The organism is Adlercreutzia muris (assembly GCF_008831045.1).
Lineage (GTDB): Bacteria > Actinomycetota > Coriobacteriia > Coriobacteriales > Eggerthellaceae > Adlercreutzia > Adlercreutzia muris.
This window is the reverse complement of sequence record NZ_WAJS01000024.1, coordinates 30767-44224: the sequence shown is the minus strand read 5'-3', so window position 1 is coordinate 44224 and position 13458 is coordinate 30767. Positions and strand designations below refer to the sequence as shown.

Below are 13458 nucleotides of genomic sequence, written 5' to 3'. Positions count from 1 at the left end.
GCAGCGCCGAGGCCCTCTCGAAGGTGTGGTAGGATGCTCCCGTCGACGAATGCCCCGGCCGGCGCCCTCCAAGGGCAGGCTCCGGGGCCCTCTGGGAGCACCGCTCCGGATTCATGTAACTCACACCACCGCTCTTGGTCAATTGCGAATCCATAATGCATGATATCACCTTACCTCTTCTTTACGTCGACGCGAGTATCGTAGAAATTGAAGGCCACCGACCACTCATCGTTGTGTGGATAGGTGAGCTCCTGATAACCGCCTTCGATGAATTGGTCGCGCTGCCAGCCCTTGGGCATACGGGTCATACCCTTTGGCAGGCTCGGGTCAATGATGGCCTGCACCACCATATGTCCGCGATCATTGAAAACCTCGACAACGTCTCGATTGACGATTCCGCGATCAGCTGCATCTTCGGGACTCATCTTGAAGAGCGGTTCAGGGTCGAGTTCCCTCAAGATGGGAGAGTTGAACCACTGAGAATGAGTGCGCCAGCGCGTGTGCTCCTGAATAAATGTGAGCGGATAGGTCTTAGCGGCCTCGCTGCGCTCGCTTACCTCAGCAGAAGGCTGATAATACACCAGATGCTCCTTGGGGAAGCGCTCTGTGACATCCTGGCCGTACATGACGCGCGGCGCCGGCTTCTCAGTATAGAGCTGAGCCAGGCCAGATTCCGTGGGGAATTTGTCGCGACCGACAATGCCGGGCTTTCCGGGCTCTGTGCGCAATTCGATATAGCCTTCCTCGCGAAGGCGATCGAGGCTAACGCCGAACGCCTCTACTGCGGGACCCGACAACAACATATTTGCGTAGTCGTCGAACGTATATTCCGCAGGAAACGCGTCAGTGTAGCCCAACGCGCGGCCAATTAAGCCCGCGATCTCAACATCGTCCTTTGCCTCAAAGAGGGGATCGATCACCTTGTCCTGATGCACGATATATGGCAGGTTATGAGCCTTTCGGAAGTCCTCGTTTTCATAGAACGAAGCGATGGGCAGAATCATGTCGGCGTAACGGGCGGTGTCTGTCATCTCCATGTCCATGGCCAAAAGGAAATCAAGATTGGGCAGCAACTCCTCAAGATAGTTGGTCTGCGACGGCCAGTTGCTAGCCGAATTGGAGAGAATAGCCACCATAGCCTTAATCGGATATGGCTCGCCGTTGTACTCTTGATCGCGTGCCACCTCATGCAGCAACGTCATCGGAAATGCTGTGGTCATCCCCTTGAATCCAGGCGCGCCCCACAAACCAACGATATTTAAATTAAGAGCAGTGTTCAGATAGATACCCGTGAAACCAGCGCCATCGCGACCCACGTTGCCCGTCAGCGCCATCAGAATGGCGATTGCCCAGCAGGACTGATAGCCGTTATTGTAATGATCCATACCGAAGGAGATGTTCACCGAAATGGCGTCGCCCTCCGCAAACATGCGGGCCAAATGCTCAATGACCCCCTCCGACATGCCCGTTTCCGCGGCGGCATCGGCCACGGTGTATTGAGACAGCTGCTCTTTCAACAGGGTATACGATGTGGTTACCGCAATCCCCTCATACTCGTAAGAGCCCTCAAGTACCGGATTGGCGACGGTGCCATGCAACACGGCCGTCTTCTTCTCGGGATCCCATACGTAGAACTCATCCTCGACACCCTCGGGCAGTTCCTCAAAATCGCTCTTGCGCAAAAGCATACCCGTGTCCTGGCGTACCAGGAAAGGCGCCGTAGTGCGGGCTTCGATGAACTCAGTGTCCTGCAGGTCATTCTCGATAATATAGTTCGACATAGCCAGTGCGAGATAGCCATCAGTCGTGGGCTTAATGGGATAGTACTCGTCGGACTTCATAGCGGTAGCCGATTTCACCGGATCGATGGTGATAATGCGCGTGCCCTGCTCTTTGGCGCGCTGCATCCATCGCCAGTTCTGCGGCGTGCTGTGCACAGGATTCGAACCCCAGACCACGATGTGCGAGGAATCCAGCACACTCTTTGCCTCATTGGCGAAATACATAAGGCCAGTGCCTAGCACGCGATCGATGCCATAGCCAGTGGAGAGATCGTTCATACCCGCAGGCTTCGACACGCCCATAACTCCACCCAGACGATTGAAAATGCCCGTTTGACCCTGAATCTCGCCATAGTTGCCCGTCCCGAAGTCGAAAACCACGGCCTGAGGGCCGTATTTCTCGGCAATGCCGGAAAACGTTTGGGCAATTTCATCGATAGCCTCGTCCCACGTGATGCGTTCCCACTCGCCAGCACCGCGTTCAGTGCCTTCGACACGGCGCAGGGGATACTTGATGCGGTTTTCCCCGTAGATGCGGTGCATATACGACATACCGCGCAGGCAGCTACCACGATAAAGATCTTCACCGTAATCGGCAGGCTCCAAGCGAGTGATCTTACCGTCGCGCACATGGACGGCATAACGACAAGACTGCATGCAGTTGGAGCGACAAACGCCGTAGCCAGCAATTTCTTCTTCGGACGACTCTTCGGCGTTCGCAGTGCCAAAAACACACCCAACCAGATTAGAACCGACAGCGGTAGCGCCAGCAGTCACTCCCGTTGCCTTCAGGAAACCTCGGCGAGTAAGACCAGAGCGTTTTTCGCTTCCAGACATTCTCTCCTCCTCTTCATGCTGAGAGCCCGGACAGCCGCAGATTGAGAATTTCTGCAAGTCCTTTTCGCTCCCCCTTCCCATCCCCCATGGGCGAATCCAGTTGCATGCTCGCGGCACGATTGATGGGATTCCAACATAGTCTTCGAGAATCGGCCGGATTCTGTTGCTGTCAGTTTGTCATACTCTGTCATAGACTGTCAAGAGAAAATATAGGACAAAGTATGACAAAGCTAGAGGGGCTAAGAATTTTCGCAGGTTAATTGCCTATTCTGCTAGCTAAAAATAATTCGATTCAAAATGCACGATTCGGCAATGTCAAGTCTTGAAAACAGAATATTTGTTTGTATTATAGTTGATAAGCGGGGAGCAGGACTCCCTGCATACACCTTCCCTATCACCAATTCTAGATGCGGGAGGGAGGTGATGCAGGTGAGCGTTTTCCTGGCCCTGGTCCAGACTTTGATTGGAGCCGCCACTCTTGGGGTCGCGCTTTTGGCCCTGAATAGCGGAGATCCGCCGCAGAACGGCGGATCCCACTCCAAACAAAGCGAGGACTAGGCACCCTCGCTACCGGGACGTCCTTGCGGCGTCCCGGCCCCTCGGGGCCAAGTTCTCTAGGCGTTGCCCATTGTAGCACGTTTGCTGCTATCCCGCTTTGCCATCGTCCGCCAGAACACTCAGCGGAACCGTTATTTATACTTTTTCCCAAATCGTATAATAACGGTGATTTCGAGTGCTCCTTATTTGTACTTTTCACCCAATTGGATAAGGAAGCGCTACCCCCTTTGTGCAGCTTTTGCCAGGGCTTCGGCGGCGTCGGGGTCGGTGAAGCCCTCGCTGAAGGCGCTGGGGATGACGAGCGTGCCACCGGATTGCTTCACCGACTCGTAGGCCAGATGCATAGTGCGCAGGCGCATGGCCTCCGGATCGCCCTCGTAGTTGGCGCTCGCGTCCTTCAGCATGTCGGAGATGTCCGCCTCGGCCTCGGCCAGGATCATGCGGGCGTCGCGCTCACGGGTGGCCACAGCTGCGGCGGCCATGGAGGCCTGCAGCTCGCGGGGCACCACGATGTCGCGCACCTCCACGTCGATGACGTCGATCCCCCAGCCGTCCAGCTTCTCCTCCAGCGCGTCCTTCAGTTCGGCGTCCAGCTGGTCACGACGACACGCCACCTCGGCCAGGCTCGCGCGGCCGATGGCCTTGCGCAGCGTGGCCTGGGCCATCCACGACACGGCGCTGCCGTAGTCCTCCACCTCGCAGGCGGCCTTCTTCGGCGAGAACACCATCCAGAACACCACCGCGTCCACGTTCACGGGCACCAGATCGGCCGTGAGCGTCTCCTCGGCGCCGAAGTAGGTGGCCGCCACGCGCTGGTCGATGCGCACGGTGTAGAACTCCACGATGGGCCAGGTGAACACGATGCCCGGCCCCGCCACGCGGTTGAAGCGGCCGAAGCGCATGACCACGGCCTTCTCCCATTCCATGACCACGTGCACCGAGCTCGCTGCCAGAGCTCCGGCCACCACAGCGCCCACGACAGCCGCAAGCCCGATGGAGCCTGCGGCAAGCTGCGCCAAGGCCAGCACCGCGGCCACTACGACGGTGAACACGATGAGCGTGAAGGCCACGGCCCCGTTGCGCGAGGTGCGGCTACGCCCCGTTTCCAGTCGAGCGCTCGGCGCTGCTGCTGCCCGTTGCGGGGTCGGGGAACTTGACGAGGCGTCCGCGCCGCGATTCCTGCGTGTCATATCCTGCTCCTTCGCTCTTGTCGCGCTTGGCCTTGGCCGCCACGAGGGCGGCGGTGAACTGCGCGTCGATATCCTCCAGCGACATGCCCAGCTCCTGGCAGCGCTGCAAATACTCGGCCGTCACGATCTCGGCTGTCACCTCGGCCGACACGCCGGGCTTGTTGGACACGTCGGCTACGAAGGCGCCCTGACGGCGCTTCGAGACAATGTAGCCATCCTCCTCCAGGCTCTGGTACACCTTGCTCACGGTGTTGTAGTTCACCTCCACCTCGGCGGCGAGCCCGCGCACCGTGGGCAGCTGGTCGCCCGGCAGGTAGAACCCCGAGGTGATGAGGTAGATGAAGCGGTTCTTCAGCTGGAGCCAGACGGGAATGGAGCTGGCATCGTCCAGCGCGAACAAGTCGCCGGCCGGAATGGTGCGCCCTAGCTCGACCATAGGGAAAGGTCCTCTCTCTTTTGGGAAGATGCCGGGCTACCGCCGAACGCCCCGCCCTCGACTGCCACGGCGGGGGCTTCGTCGGCCGGTCCGGGGCCGATCGGCTCAACCTCCGCGGCATCTCCCACACTCTGCAATTCCAAGGGGCGCTGCGTCCCGGCTTCCACCACAGCCCAGCGCAGCCCCGCGCCTCCCACGAGCACGGCGAGCGCCAAAGCGACCAAGACCGCGGGCGGCGCGTCGAAGGCGGGCGCGGGAGCGGCTATGGAACCGCGGGCCCTGGCTCCGACTGACGCGATGGCCCGCGTGCCGGCGCTCCTCCGCTCGCGCACCCACAGCGCGCCCTCGATGGCAAGGGGCGCCGCAAGGCCGCACAGCGCAAAGCCGCCCCACCAGGGCAGCGCCGCCGCACCGCGCGAGAGGCTCGCGACCGACGCGATAACGCCGGGGTGTCCGCTGGCCGCCGCTTCGCCGAAGAACAACGCCGCCGCGACAGCCTCTGCCACGACGACGGCTGCATCCACCCGCAGAATCGCGTGGCCGAGCGCCACCGTGCGCTCGTCGGCCTCCACGAACAGCGAGCAGCCCGCGAACAGGACGCAGCCGCACGACGCAGCCGACAGCACGAACAGCACGGGAACCCACGGGCTCGCCCACAGGCGCACGCCGGCAAGGCCCTGCAGCAGAAGCCCCGCATACACCGCCACCACGCAAGCCAGCGCCACCGCTACCGCCTCGAGCGCCGCCACTGCGCGGCGGCCGAGCCAGGGCAGGTACGCGAATCGCCCGAGCACCAGGACCGCGCCGACGGCCAAAAGCCCCGCAAGCGCCCACGCCCCCACGTTCATGAGCGTGAACGCCGGTGTGAGGAACAGCGCGAGCACCCGGTCGACGCGCCCCAAGTCGGCCGCCAGGCAGCCGACGCCCATGGCGAGCGCGCCGAACGCTGCCGCGAATACCAAAGACACGAGCCGCTCGGCTGCGGGGGCCTCAGCCACCGAGCTTTCCGCCGCCGCTCCGAAGGGCGCCCGCACGAAGAGCAGGTCGGCCAAGGAGGCGGCAGCTATTCCGCCAGCACCGACGCCAGCCAAAAACAGGTAGGCTGCCACAAGCTCGCCGAACACCGATCGCCCCCTTCTCCGCTTCGCATGCTTTCGCAAAGTATGACACAACCGCGCAGAAAAGTATATGACAGCATGAGACAGAAAGCAGGGGGGTGAAAACGGCAAAGCCCCCACAGCAAGAGAGCGCCCCGCAGGGCGCTCTCTCAACTGGAAGGGGTCTAACCGGGGTCGCGCAGGCAACTAGTCGCGCTTATCGGAATCGGGCGCATCGGCCGAGGAGTCCATCTCGTCCTCGCGGTCGATCTCGGCATCCACCTCGGCCTGGGTGGGCATATCGGCGCGGTCGGCACCCTCGGCGGCGGGCCGGTACGGCGCATTCGGATCCTGGTCGCCCGGCTCCACCGGCTCGGTACGCCAGTTCGGGTCGGCCAAGGTCTCCCCCGCATCGGAACCACCGGCAACCACGGCCTGGGCGCCTTCCCCGTCGCCCTGGGCCGCGAGCATCTCGGCATCCTTGGCGCGGGCGGCGGCCTCCTCGGCCTCCTTCGCGGCGATGATCTCGTCCTCGCGAGCCAGGTACTCGTCCCACTTGTTGTCGAGCAGCGCCTCGCAGGCCTCGCCCTCCACGGTCTCGCGCTCCAGAAGCACGCTGGCCATGAGGTCCATCTGATCGGCATGGTCGGCGAGGATCTTGTGGGCCCGATCGTGGGCCTCCTTCATGATCTTCGCCACCTCCTCGTCGATGCGGCGGGCCGTCTCCTCGGAGTAGTCCTGAGTGTTGCCGTAGTCGCGGCCCAAGAACACCTCGTGGTTGGGCTGGCCGAACACCTGGGTGCCCAAGGGGCTCATGCCGTACTGGGTGACGATGGCGCGGGCCATCTTGCTCGCGCGCTCCAGGTCGTTGGAAGCGCCCGTGGTCACGTCGTCGCAGAAGATCTCCTCGGCCACGCGGCCGCCCATGAACACCGCCAGCTCGTCCTTCATCTCCGAAAGCGAGTTCAGCACCTTGTCCTCATCGGGGATGGACAGCGTGTAGCCGAGCGCGCGCCCGCGGGAGATGATCGAGATCTTGTGCACCGGGTCGGCATGGTCGAGCAGGTGGCCCACCAGGGCATGGCCGCTCTCGTGGTAGGCAATGGTGTGCTTGGTCTTCTCGTTCATCACGCGGCCCTTGCGCTCCGGGCCGGCGATGACGCGCTCCATGGACTCGCTCACCTCGCGCATGGTGATGATCTTCTTGCCGCGACGGGCCGTGAGCAGGGCGCTCTCGTTCATGAGGTTGGCCAAATCGGCACCGGTAAAGCCCGGGGTGATCTTCGCGATCTTGCTCAGATCCACATCCGACCCGATGGGCTTGTCCTTCGCGTGCACGGTGAGAATCTTCTCGCGGCCCTTCACATCGGGGGTGTCCACCACGATCTGCCGGTCGAAGCGACCGGGACGCAAAAGCGCCGGGTCCAGCACGTCGGCGCGGTTCGTAGCGGCGATGAGCACCACCGAGTCGTTGGACTCGAAGCCATCCATCTCCACGAGCAGCTGGTTCAAGGTCTGCTCGCGCTCGTCGTGGCCGCCGCCGAGGCCCGTGCCGCGCTGGCGGCCCACCGCGTCGATCTCGTCGATGAAGATAATGGCGGGCGCGGCGTCCTTGGCCTGCTGGAACAGGTCGCGCACGCGGGAAGCGCCCACGCCCACGAACATTTCCACGAAGTCGGAGCCGGAAATGCTGAAGAAGGGCACGCCGGCCTCGCCGGCCACGGCGCGGGCCAGAAGCGTCTTGCCGGTACCGGGAGGGCCCACGAGCAGGCAGCCGCGGGGAATCTTCGCGCCCATGGACTGGTACTTCGCCGGATTCGCCAGGAAGTCCTTGATCTCCTGCATCTCCTCCACGGCCTCATCCACGCCGGCCACATCGGAGAACTTCACATCGGGGCGCTCCTCGGCGGCCTTCTTCGTCTTGGCCTTGCCGAAGTTCATCTGGGAGTTGTTGGCCTGCTGCATCTTGAAAAAGAAGAAGAACAGCAGTCCTCCGATGATGAGGATGGGCAAAAGCGTGGCGATGATCTCCAGGAAGGGGCTCGGCAGCGTGACCTGATAGGAGATATCGGGGTGCGCCGCCAGCAACTCACCGAGGGAATCACTGCCCACGTAGGTGGACGTGTAGTTGTGCTCCTTGCCCAGGGTGGCCGGATCCAAGGTGGTGGTGCCCACGCCGGCCAGGCTCTTGCCGTCGGCGTCCTTCTCAGTGGCCATAAGGGCGTTCATGGCGTCGAAGGCGCCGTTGAAGGCATCGGCCGCCGTGGCTCCGGCGGTCACAGCGGGGAAGTAGGTGCCCGACACGGTGTAGTCGCCGGCCGAGTAGGTAACCGATTTTACGCGACCCTGCTCCACGGCCTGGGTGAACTCGGAGGTGATAAGCTGGTCGGTGACCGTGGTGCCCATGGCCCCGGTGCGCATGAACTGGCTGCCCACGAAAAACGCCACGGCCAAAAGGATGACGACCATGACCATGGTGGTACGCGACGACGAGGGCGGAGTGGGGAGTTTCGAATTGTTGTCTGCCATAGTGTCTCTCTGTCTTTACTGGTAAATCTCGGGCTTCAGCACACCGATATAGGGAAGGTTGCGGTAACGCTCGGCATAATCGAGGCCGTAGCCGACGATGAACTCGTCGGGGCATTCGAAGCCCACATAGCGGCACTCGATATCGGCCTGGTTCTCCGTGTTCTTCTTCATGAGCGCGGCCACCGTCATGGACGCCGGTCCCCGGGACTGCAAGTTCTGCATGAGGTACTTCAACGTGAGACCGGAATCGATGATGTCTTCGGCGATGATGACGTGGCGGCCGCGGATATCGGTATTCAGGTCCTTCAGAATGCGCACCACCCCGGAGCTCTTCACGCCATTGCCGTAGGAGGACACGGCCATGAAGTCCATCTCGAGGGGCATGTCGATGGCCCGCACGAGATCGCAGGTGAAGATGGCGCCGCCTCGCAGAATGGAGATGACCACGATACCCTCGGGGCCGGCCATCGCGGCGTAATCGGCCGTGATGTTCTCGCCCATCTCGCGCACGCGGTTGGCAAGATCCTGCTCGGAGAAGAGAATCTTCGAAATGTCGTTATGCACGTGAACCACTTTCTTCCCATATCCGGGATGTTTCCCGCGGATAATCCTTGATCGCAGTTCAGTGTACCATTGCCCTCTCCCCCTGCGCCCGCCATGCGAGAACGCAACACAATTGTTTCGTTCGATCTGGGCGCATACCCGAAGGGACTGCCGCAGCGCCCGAGACCCCGCGTCCGGCGGGGCCTCCTTAGATGCGAGCCGGGAGGTGGGGCGGGGCGGCAAGGCCCCCGCGGCGGGCGAGGCGGCCGCGGGGCCCGGCGAGACGCGTTTTGCTACTTCACTTCCGCCTGAAGCAAGTCCGGGAACTCCCGGATGAGGCGGTCGGCGGGCAGGCCGATGATGGTGTCGAGGGCTCCGTCGTAGTGATCCACGAGCGCGGCCCCCTCGCCTTGGATGGCGTAGGCGCCGGCCTTGTCGAAAGACTCGCCCTTGCCAAGGTAGTCGGCGATTTCCTCGTCGGTCAAGTCACGGAAGGTGACGTGGCTTATATCGGCGAAGGTGCGGAAGCCGAGCGAGATGTCGTCGGTCGCGGGCGCGGAGATCATCCACACCGATACCGCCGTGATGACCTCGTGGGTGCGGCCCGACAGCTGGCGCAGCATGTGCTTCGCATCCGACAGGCTGCGAGGCTTGCCGAAGATCTTCCCGTCGAGCACCACCATGGTATCGGCGCCGATGACGATGAGCATGCCCGTGTAGTTGCCGGCCAGCACTTCCTGCACCACGGCCCCCGCCTTGCGCTCGGCGAGCTTCTTCGCCGCTTCCTCGGGGTTGGCGGCCAGGTCGGGCTCGAGGCTCTCGTCCACCGGGGCTTCGGGCGTGTGCACGATGAATTTCACGCCAGCCTGCTCCAGCAGCTCGCGGCGGCGAGGGCTTCCGCTGGCGAGCACCACCTCGAAGGCGGGGGCGGAAGTCGGGGCGGCGGATTCAGACTGAGGCGTTTCTTCGGTCATGGGGACGTCCTTTCGGGAGGGGTCGGATGAGTGCGGGAGTGCAGGCGCCGCCCTACGAGGCGGTCTCGGGGGATCGGGGCGCGACAGCACGTTCGCCGGCCTTTTCCTTGTCGCGCTTGCGACGGGCGCGGAAGTAGGCCATGGGCTCCACGAGCACGCCCTGCTTGTTGGCGCTCACGGCCAAGTCGTGCTGGATGTTGGCCACATACCCGCCGTGCGGCTTGCCCTCGGCAAAGCCGTCGAGCACTGCCTCCACGCTGGCGGTGTCAACCCGGGCGTCGGAGCCGAGCATGGCCTGCAGCAGCTGCAGCACGGCCCGGCGCTGCAGGGGGCGCTGCGCGGCACCGAAGGAGGGGCGCAGGCGGAAGCCCTCGGAGCGGTCGATGCCGAAGGTGTCGTCCTCGGCCACCCACTCGCTGTCGCGCTGCGCCAGCTCGCCGGCCATTTGCTCCAGCATGTCGTCCTCGTCGGCGATGAGGTTCATGGATCGCACGAGCACCTCGGGCAGCGCCTCGTTCCATTCCTTGCACGGCGGCACCACCTTGTGGCGCACATAGGCGCGGAAACGATCGGTGTGGGCGTTGGTGGCGTCCTCGCGCCAGAGGTTGCCGGCCGCATCACACGCGCAGGGCTCGCCGGCCGCCTCGCGGGCAGCCAGGAAGGCCCGCAGCTCATCGCGGGTCGCATCGAGCAACGGGCGCACCACCGGGCCGTTCTCGTAGCGCATGGAGCGAAAGCCCCCCGGACCGGTGCCCACGATGGAGCGCATGTAGAAGTTCTCGATGCGGTCGTCGGCGGTATGGGCCGTGAAGATGCGCGCCTCGGAAAGCGGGCAGCCCTCATGCTGGCACATCGAGCGCAGCGCCTCATTGGCAGCCAGGTAGCGCTCGCGCCGCGCCACGGCTTCCACGTTCTCACGGGAGCGAGCGGCTTCGGCGGCGATGTCGATGGAGCAGATGAACAGCGGAATGCCCAGCAGCTCGGCCAACGATGAGACGAAGCGCTCGTCGCCGTCGGCTTCCTCGCCGCGCAGCTGATGGTTCACGTGCAGCATGGCCACGGGGCCGATATCGCCCGCGTCGCGCAGGGCCGCGCCCAGGTAGGCCAGAGCCGTGGAGTCGGAACCCCCCGACACCATGAGCAGCACCGCTGCATCGGAGGCGGCCAAGTCGCGGGCCGCGATGGTAGCGCGGGCTTTCTCAAGCGTCTTTTCCAAACAGTCGGTCATTTCTCTTCCTCTCGCAGCGGCTCCTCGGTCGGAGCCGCCGGGTATTCCGATTCGCTCAGACAGTCCTCGCTTTGGGAAAGTGTCCACTGGGCGCTTCCCGTCGCCGCGGAACTCGCTCGGCCGGAACACCCGCCGTCTCCTCCGCGCACGGCTCCCACTGTGGTGGAGCGCTTGGCTTCCCGTTCCAACATCACGATGGATTCCACGTGGTCGGTGTGGGGAAACATGTCGACGGGGCGCACGGTGCGCACGACGTAGCCGGCATCCACGAGCTGGCGCACGTCGCGGGCCTGGGTGGCGGGGTTGCAGGAAATGTACACGATGCGCTCGGGAGCCAAGGTTGCGGCGGCGGCGAGGAACGCGGGCGTCGAGCCGGCCCGGGGCGGGTCCATGAGGAGCACGAGCGGACAGGGACGCTCCCCCGACGCGGCGAGCTCTTCCATGAACGCCGTGGCGTCCTCGGCGACGAACGCGGCGTTTTTCACGCCGTTGTGGCGGGCGTTGCCCGCGGCATCGCAGATGGCCGATTCCACCGCATCAACGCCGATGACGCGGGCAGCTCCCCGCTTGGCGGCCACCAGGCCGATGGTGCCCGTGCCGCAGTAGGCATCGATCACCGTCTCCGCCCCCGTGAGCCCGGCCAAGCGGATGGCCTCGTCGTAGAGCACCTCGGTCTGCGTGGCATTCACCTGGTAAAACGACTGGGATGAGATGCGGAAGCTGAGACCGCAGAGCGTGTCCAGGATGAATCCCGGGCCGTAGAGCACCCGCTCCTTCTCGCCGAGGATCACATTGGTGGCCCGCGTGTTCACGTTCTGCACGATGGTGGTGATCTCGGGCACGCGGCGCACGAGTTCGCGGCAGAAGGACTTCGCCGAGGGGAACTCGTCGCCGTTGGTGACCACCGTGACCAGCACCTCGCCCGACTCGTGGCCCACCCGCACCACGGCGTGACGCACGAAGCCAGTGCCGGCGTCCTCATCGTAGGGCTCCATGCCCCAGCGGGCCATGATGTCGCGGATGGCCAGGGTGACGCGCTTGGCCGTTTCGTTCTCGATGGCACAGGCATCGGTGGGAATGAGGCGATGGCTGCCCGGTGCGTACATGCCCGTGAGGATGTCGTCGCGGGTCAGCCTGGCATCGCCGCCCTTCCCCTTGCCGCCGGCCCGCCGCGCTTTCCCCTTGGCGGGCGCATAGGGCGAGATGACCTTGTTGCGGTAGTGGAAGGACTCTTCCATGCCGATAATCGGCAGCATCACATCGGCCGGAGCAAGGCCCTCGAAGAGCGCGGCCACGCGTTGCTGCTTGGCCGCCAGCTGCGCCTCGTAGGGCACATCGAGCTGACTGCAGCCGCCGCAACGGCCGAACACCGGGCAGAGCGCGCAGGGGCGGGCGGCGGGGCCGCGTCCCGCTGGGCGAGCCTCCTTGCACCCTTGCGCATCGCCGCGCACCGCTGCGCGGCCGCGATTGACCCCCCGCTTTGCCCGAGGGGCCTTCCCCACCTTGGCGGGGCGGTTACTGGCGCGTTTCGGCTTGTTGTCATGTTTTCTCGTCATAGTCTCATTTTGACATAATGGGGCCATCGGAAAAGGAGGTAATCATGAACTTCATCATTCGCTGGATCGTGACCGCCATCGCCGTGGCCGCCGCCGTGTGGATCGTGCCCGGCATCGACATCATCAGCGCCGATGCCTCATGGGTGGGCATCGCGCTGTTCGCGCTCATCCTGTCGCTTGTCAACATGTCCATCAAGCCGATTTTGCAGGTGCTGTCGCTTCCGGTGACGGTGCTCACCCTGGGCATCTTCTACCTCATTGTTAACACGTTGCTGCTCTACCTCGCCGCCTGGCTCGCCAACGGGCTGTTCGGCGCCGGCTTCTACATCGCCAGCTTCGGCAGCGCTTTTGTGGCCTCCATCGTTATCTCCATTGTATCGGCCCTCGTGAACGGCCTCGTGGGCAACGATGCGTAAATGCGATTCCGAATTCGCCCAAGGGAGTTGGCGAGACTGATCAGGCCGCGAGAGCGGGGGCTCCGCGCGCAGCTCCGTAGCGACGGGAGGTGCCCAGCGGGCGTCTCCCCAACATGAGGGGCTGCCGAACATGGAGGCATGGTCCGCCCTCGCGGCCGCACACCCCTGCTCGCTGAGCAGGTGAGCCGTTCGTCTCCGCGGTCTCGAAGGGCCATACCGGTCCCGGGGAGGGCACCAAAGAGGGGGCATCCGATCCTGGGGAGGGCACCGAAGAGAGGCCCTGTCGGTCCCAGAGAAAGTGCCAAAGAGGGGC

Annotated in this window: 10 protein-coding genes; 1 reads left to right on the top strand and 9 read right to left on the bottom strand. The window is 63.7% G+C overall.

Going from position 1 to position 13458, the window contains the following annotated elements:
* Nucleotides 1-170 precede the first annotated feature (170 nt).
* From F8D48_RS08255 to rlmD, 9 genes are all read right to left on the bottom strand, one after another.
* Entirely contained in the window at nt 171-2618 is a 2448-nt protein-coding gene (locus F8D48_RS08255; protein ID WP_170272779.1) for a molybdopterin-dependent oxidoreductase, read from the bottom strand.
* A gap of 776 nt (nt 2619-3394) precedes the next feature.
* Nucleotides 3395-4366: a slipin family protein gene (locus F8D48_RS08250; protein WP_151431133.1), complete on the bottom strand. Its 972-nt coding sequence runs from the start codon at nt 4364-4366 to the stop codon at nt 3395-3397.
* On the bottom strand, nt 4269-4802 hold the full coding sequence (locus F8D48_RS08245) for a GntR family transcriptional regulator (RefSeq protein WP_151431131.1): 534 nt from the start codon (nt 4800-4802) through the stop codon (nt 4269-4271). The genes F8D48_RS08250 and F8D48_RS08245 overlap by 98 nt, the downstream gene beginning before the upstream one ends.
* Nucleotides 4790-5926 (bottom strand): NrfD/PsrC family molybdoenzyme membrane anchor subunit, encoded by a 1137-nt coding sequence (gene nrfD, locus F8D48_RS08240; protein ID WP_151431129.1) that lies wholly within the window; start codon nt 5924-5926, stop codon nt 4790-4792. The genes F8D48_RS08245 and nrfD overlap by 13 nt, the downstream gene beginning before the upstream one ends.
* Before the next feature lie 180 nt (nt 5927-6106).
* A complete protein-coding gene (gene ftsH / locus F8D48_RS08235) occupies nt 6107-8428 on the bottom strand; it encodes an ATP-dependent zinc metalloprotease FtsH (protein ID WP_151431127.1) in 2322 nt (773 codons plus the stop codon).
* Between the two features lie 15 nt (nt 8429-8443).
* On the bottom strand, nt 8444-8992 hold the full coding sequence (gene hpt / locus F8D48_RS08230; protein WP_151431125.1) for a hypoxanthine phosphoribosyltransferase: 549 nt from the start codon (nt 8990-8992) through the stop codon (nt 8444-8446).
* A 272-nt stretch (nt 8993-9264) separates the two neighbouring features.
* On the bottom strand, nt 9265-9945 hold the full coding sequence (locus F8D48_RS08225) for a Maf family protein (protein WP_151431123.1): 681 nt from the start codon (nt 9943-9945) through the stop codon (nt 9265-9267).
* A 52-nt stretch (nt 9946-9997) separates the two neighbouring features.
* Complete coding sequence (tilS, locus tag F8D48_RS08220) at nt 9998-11173, bottom strand: tRNA lysidine(34) synthetase TilS (RefSeq protein ID WP_151431121.1); 1176 nt, start codon at nt 11171-11173, stop codon at nt 9998-10000.
* Nucleotides 11170-12729 carry a 23S rRNA (uracil(1939)-C(5))-methyltransferase RlmD gene (gene rlmD, locus F8D48_RS08215; RefSeq protein ID WP_151431119.1) on the bottom strand — a complete coding sequence of 520 codons (1560 nt, stop codon included), beginning with the start codon at nt 12727-12729 and terminating at the stop codon, nt 11170-11172. The genes tilS and rlmD overlap by 4 nt, the downstream gene beginning before the upstream one ends.
* A gap of 44 nt (nt 12730-12773) precedes the next feature.
* On the opposite strand from rlmD, the gene F8D48_RS08210 reads away from it, so the two are divergent.
* Entirely contained in the window at nt 12774-13145 is a 372-nt protein-coding gene (locus tag F8D48_RS08210; protein ID WP_151431117.1) for a phage holin family protein, read from the top strand.
* Nucleotides 13146-13458 lie beyond the last annotated feature (313 nt).

Excerpts from the sequence above, each read along its gene's own strand:
- F8D48_RS08255 (WP_170272779.1), bottom strand. The coding sequence starts at position 2,618 with ATGTCTGGAAGCGAAAAACGCTCTGGTCTTACTCGCCGAGGTTTCCTG.
- F8D48_RS08250 (WP_151431133.1), bottom strand. The coding sequence starts at position 4,366 with ATGACACGCAGGAATCGCGGCGCGGACGCCTCGTCAAGTTCCCCGACC.
- F8D48_RS08245 (WP_151431131.1), bottom strand. The coding sequence starts at position 4,802 with ATGGTCGAGCTAGGGCGCACCATTCCGGCCGGCGACTTGTTCGCGCTG.
- ftsH (WP_151431127.1), bottom strand. The coding sequence starts at position 8,428 with ATGGCAGACAACAATTCGAAACTCCCCACTCCGCCCTCGTCGTCGCGT.
- F8D48_RS08225 (WP_151431123.1), bottom strand. The coding sequence starts at position 9,945 with ATGACCGAAGAAACGCCTCAGTCTGAATCCGCCGCCCCGACTTCCGCC.
- tilS (WP_151431121.1), bottom strand. The coding sequence starts at position 11,173 with ATGACCGACTGTTTGGAAAAGACGCTTGAGAAAGCCCGCGCTACCATC.
- rlmD (WP_151431119.1), bottom strand. The coding sequence starts at position 12,729 with ATGACGAGAAAACATGACAACAAGCCGAAACGCGCCAGTAACCGCCCC.
- F8D48_RS08210 (WP_151431117.1), top strand. The coding sequence starts at position 12,774 with ATGAACTTCATCATTCGCTGGATCGTGACCGCCATCGCCGTGGCCGCC.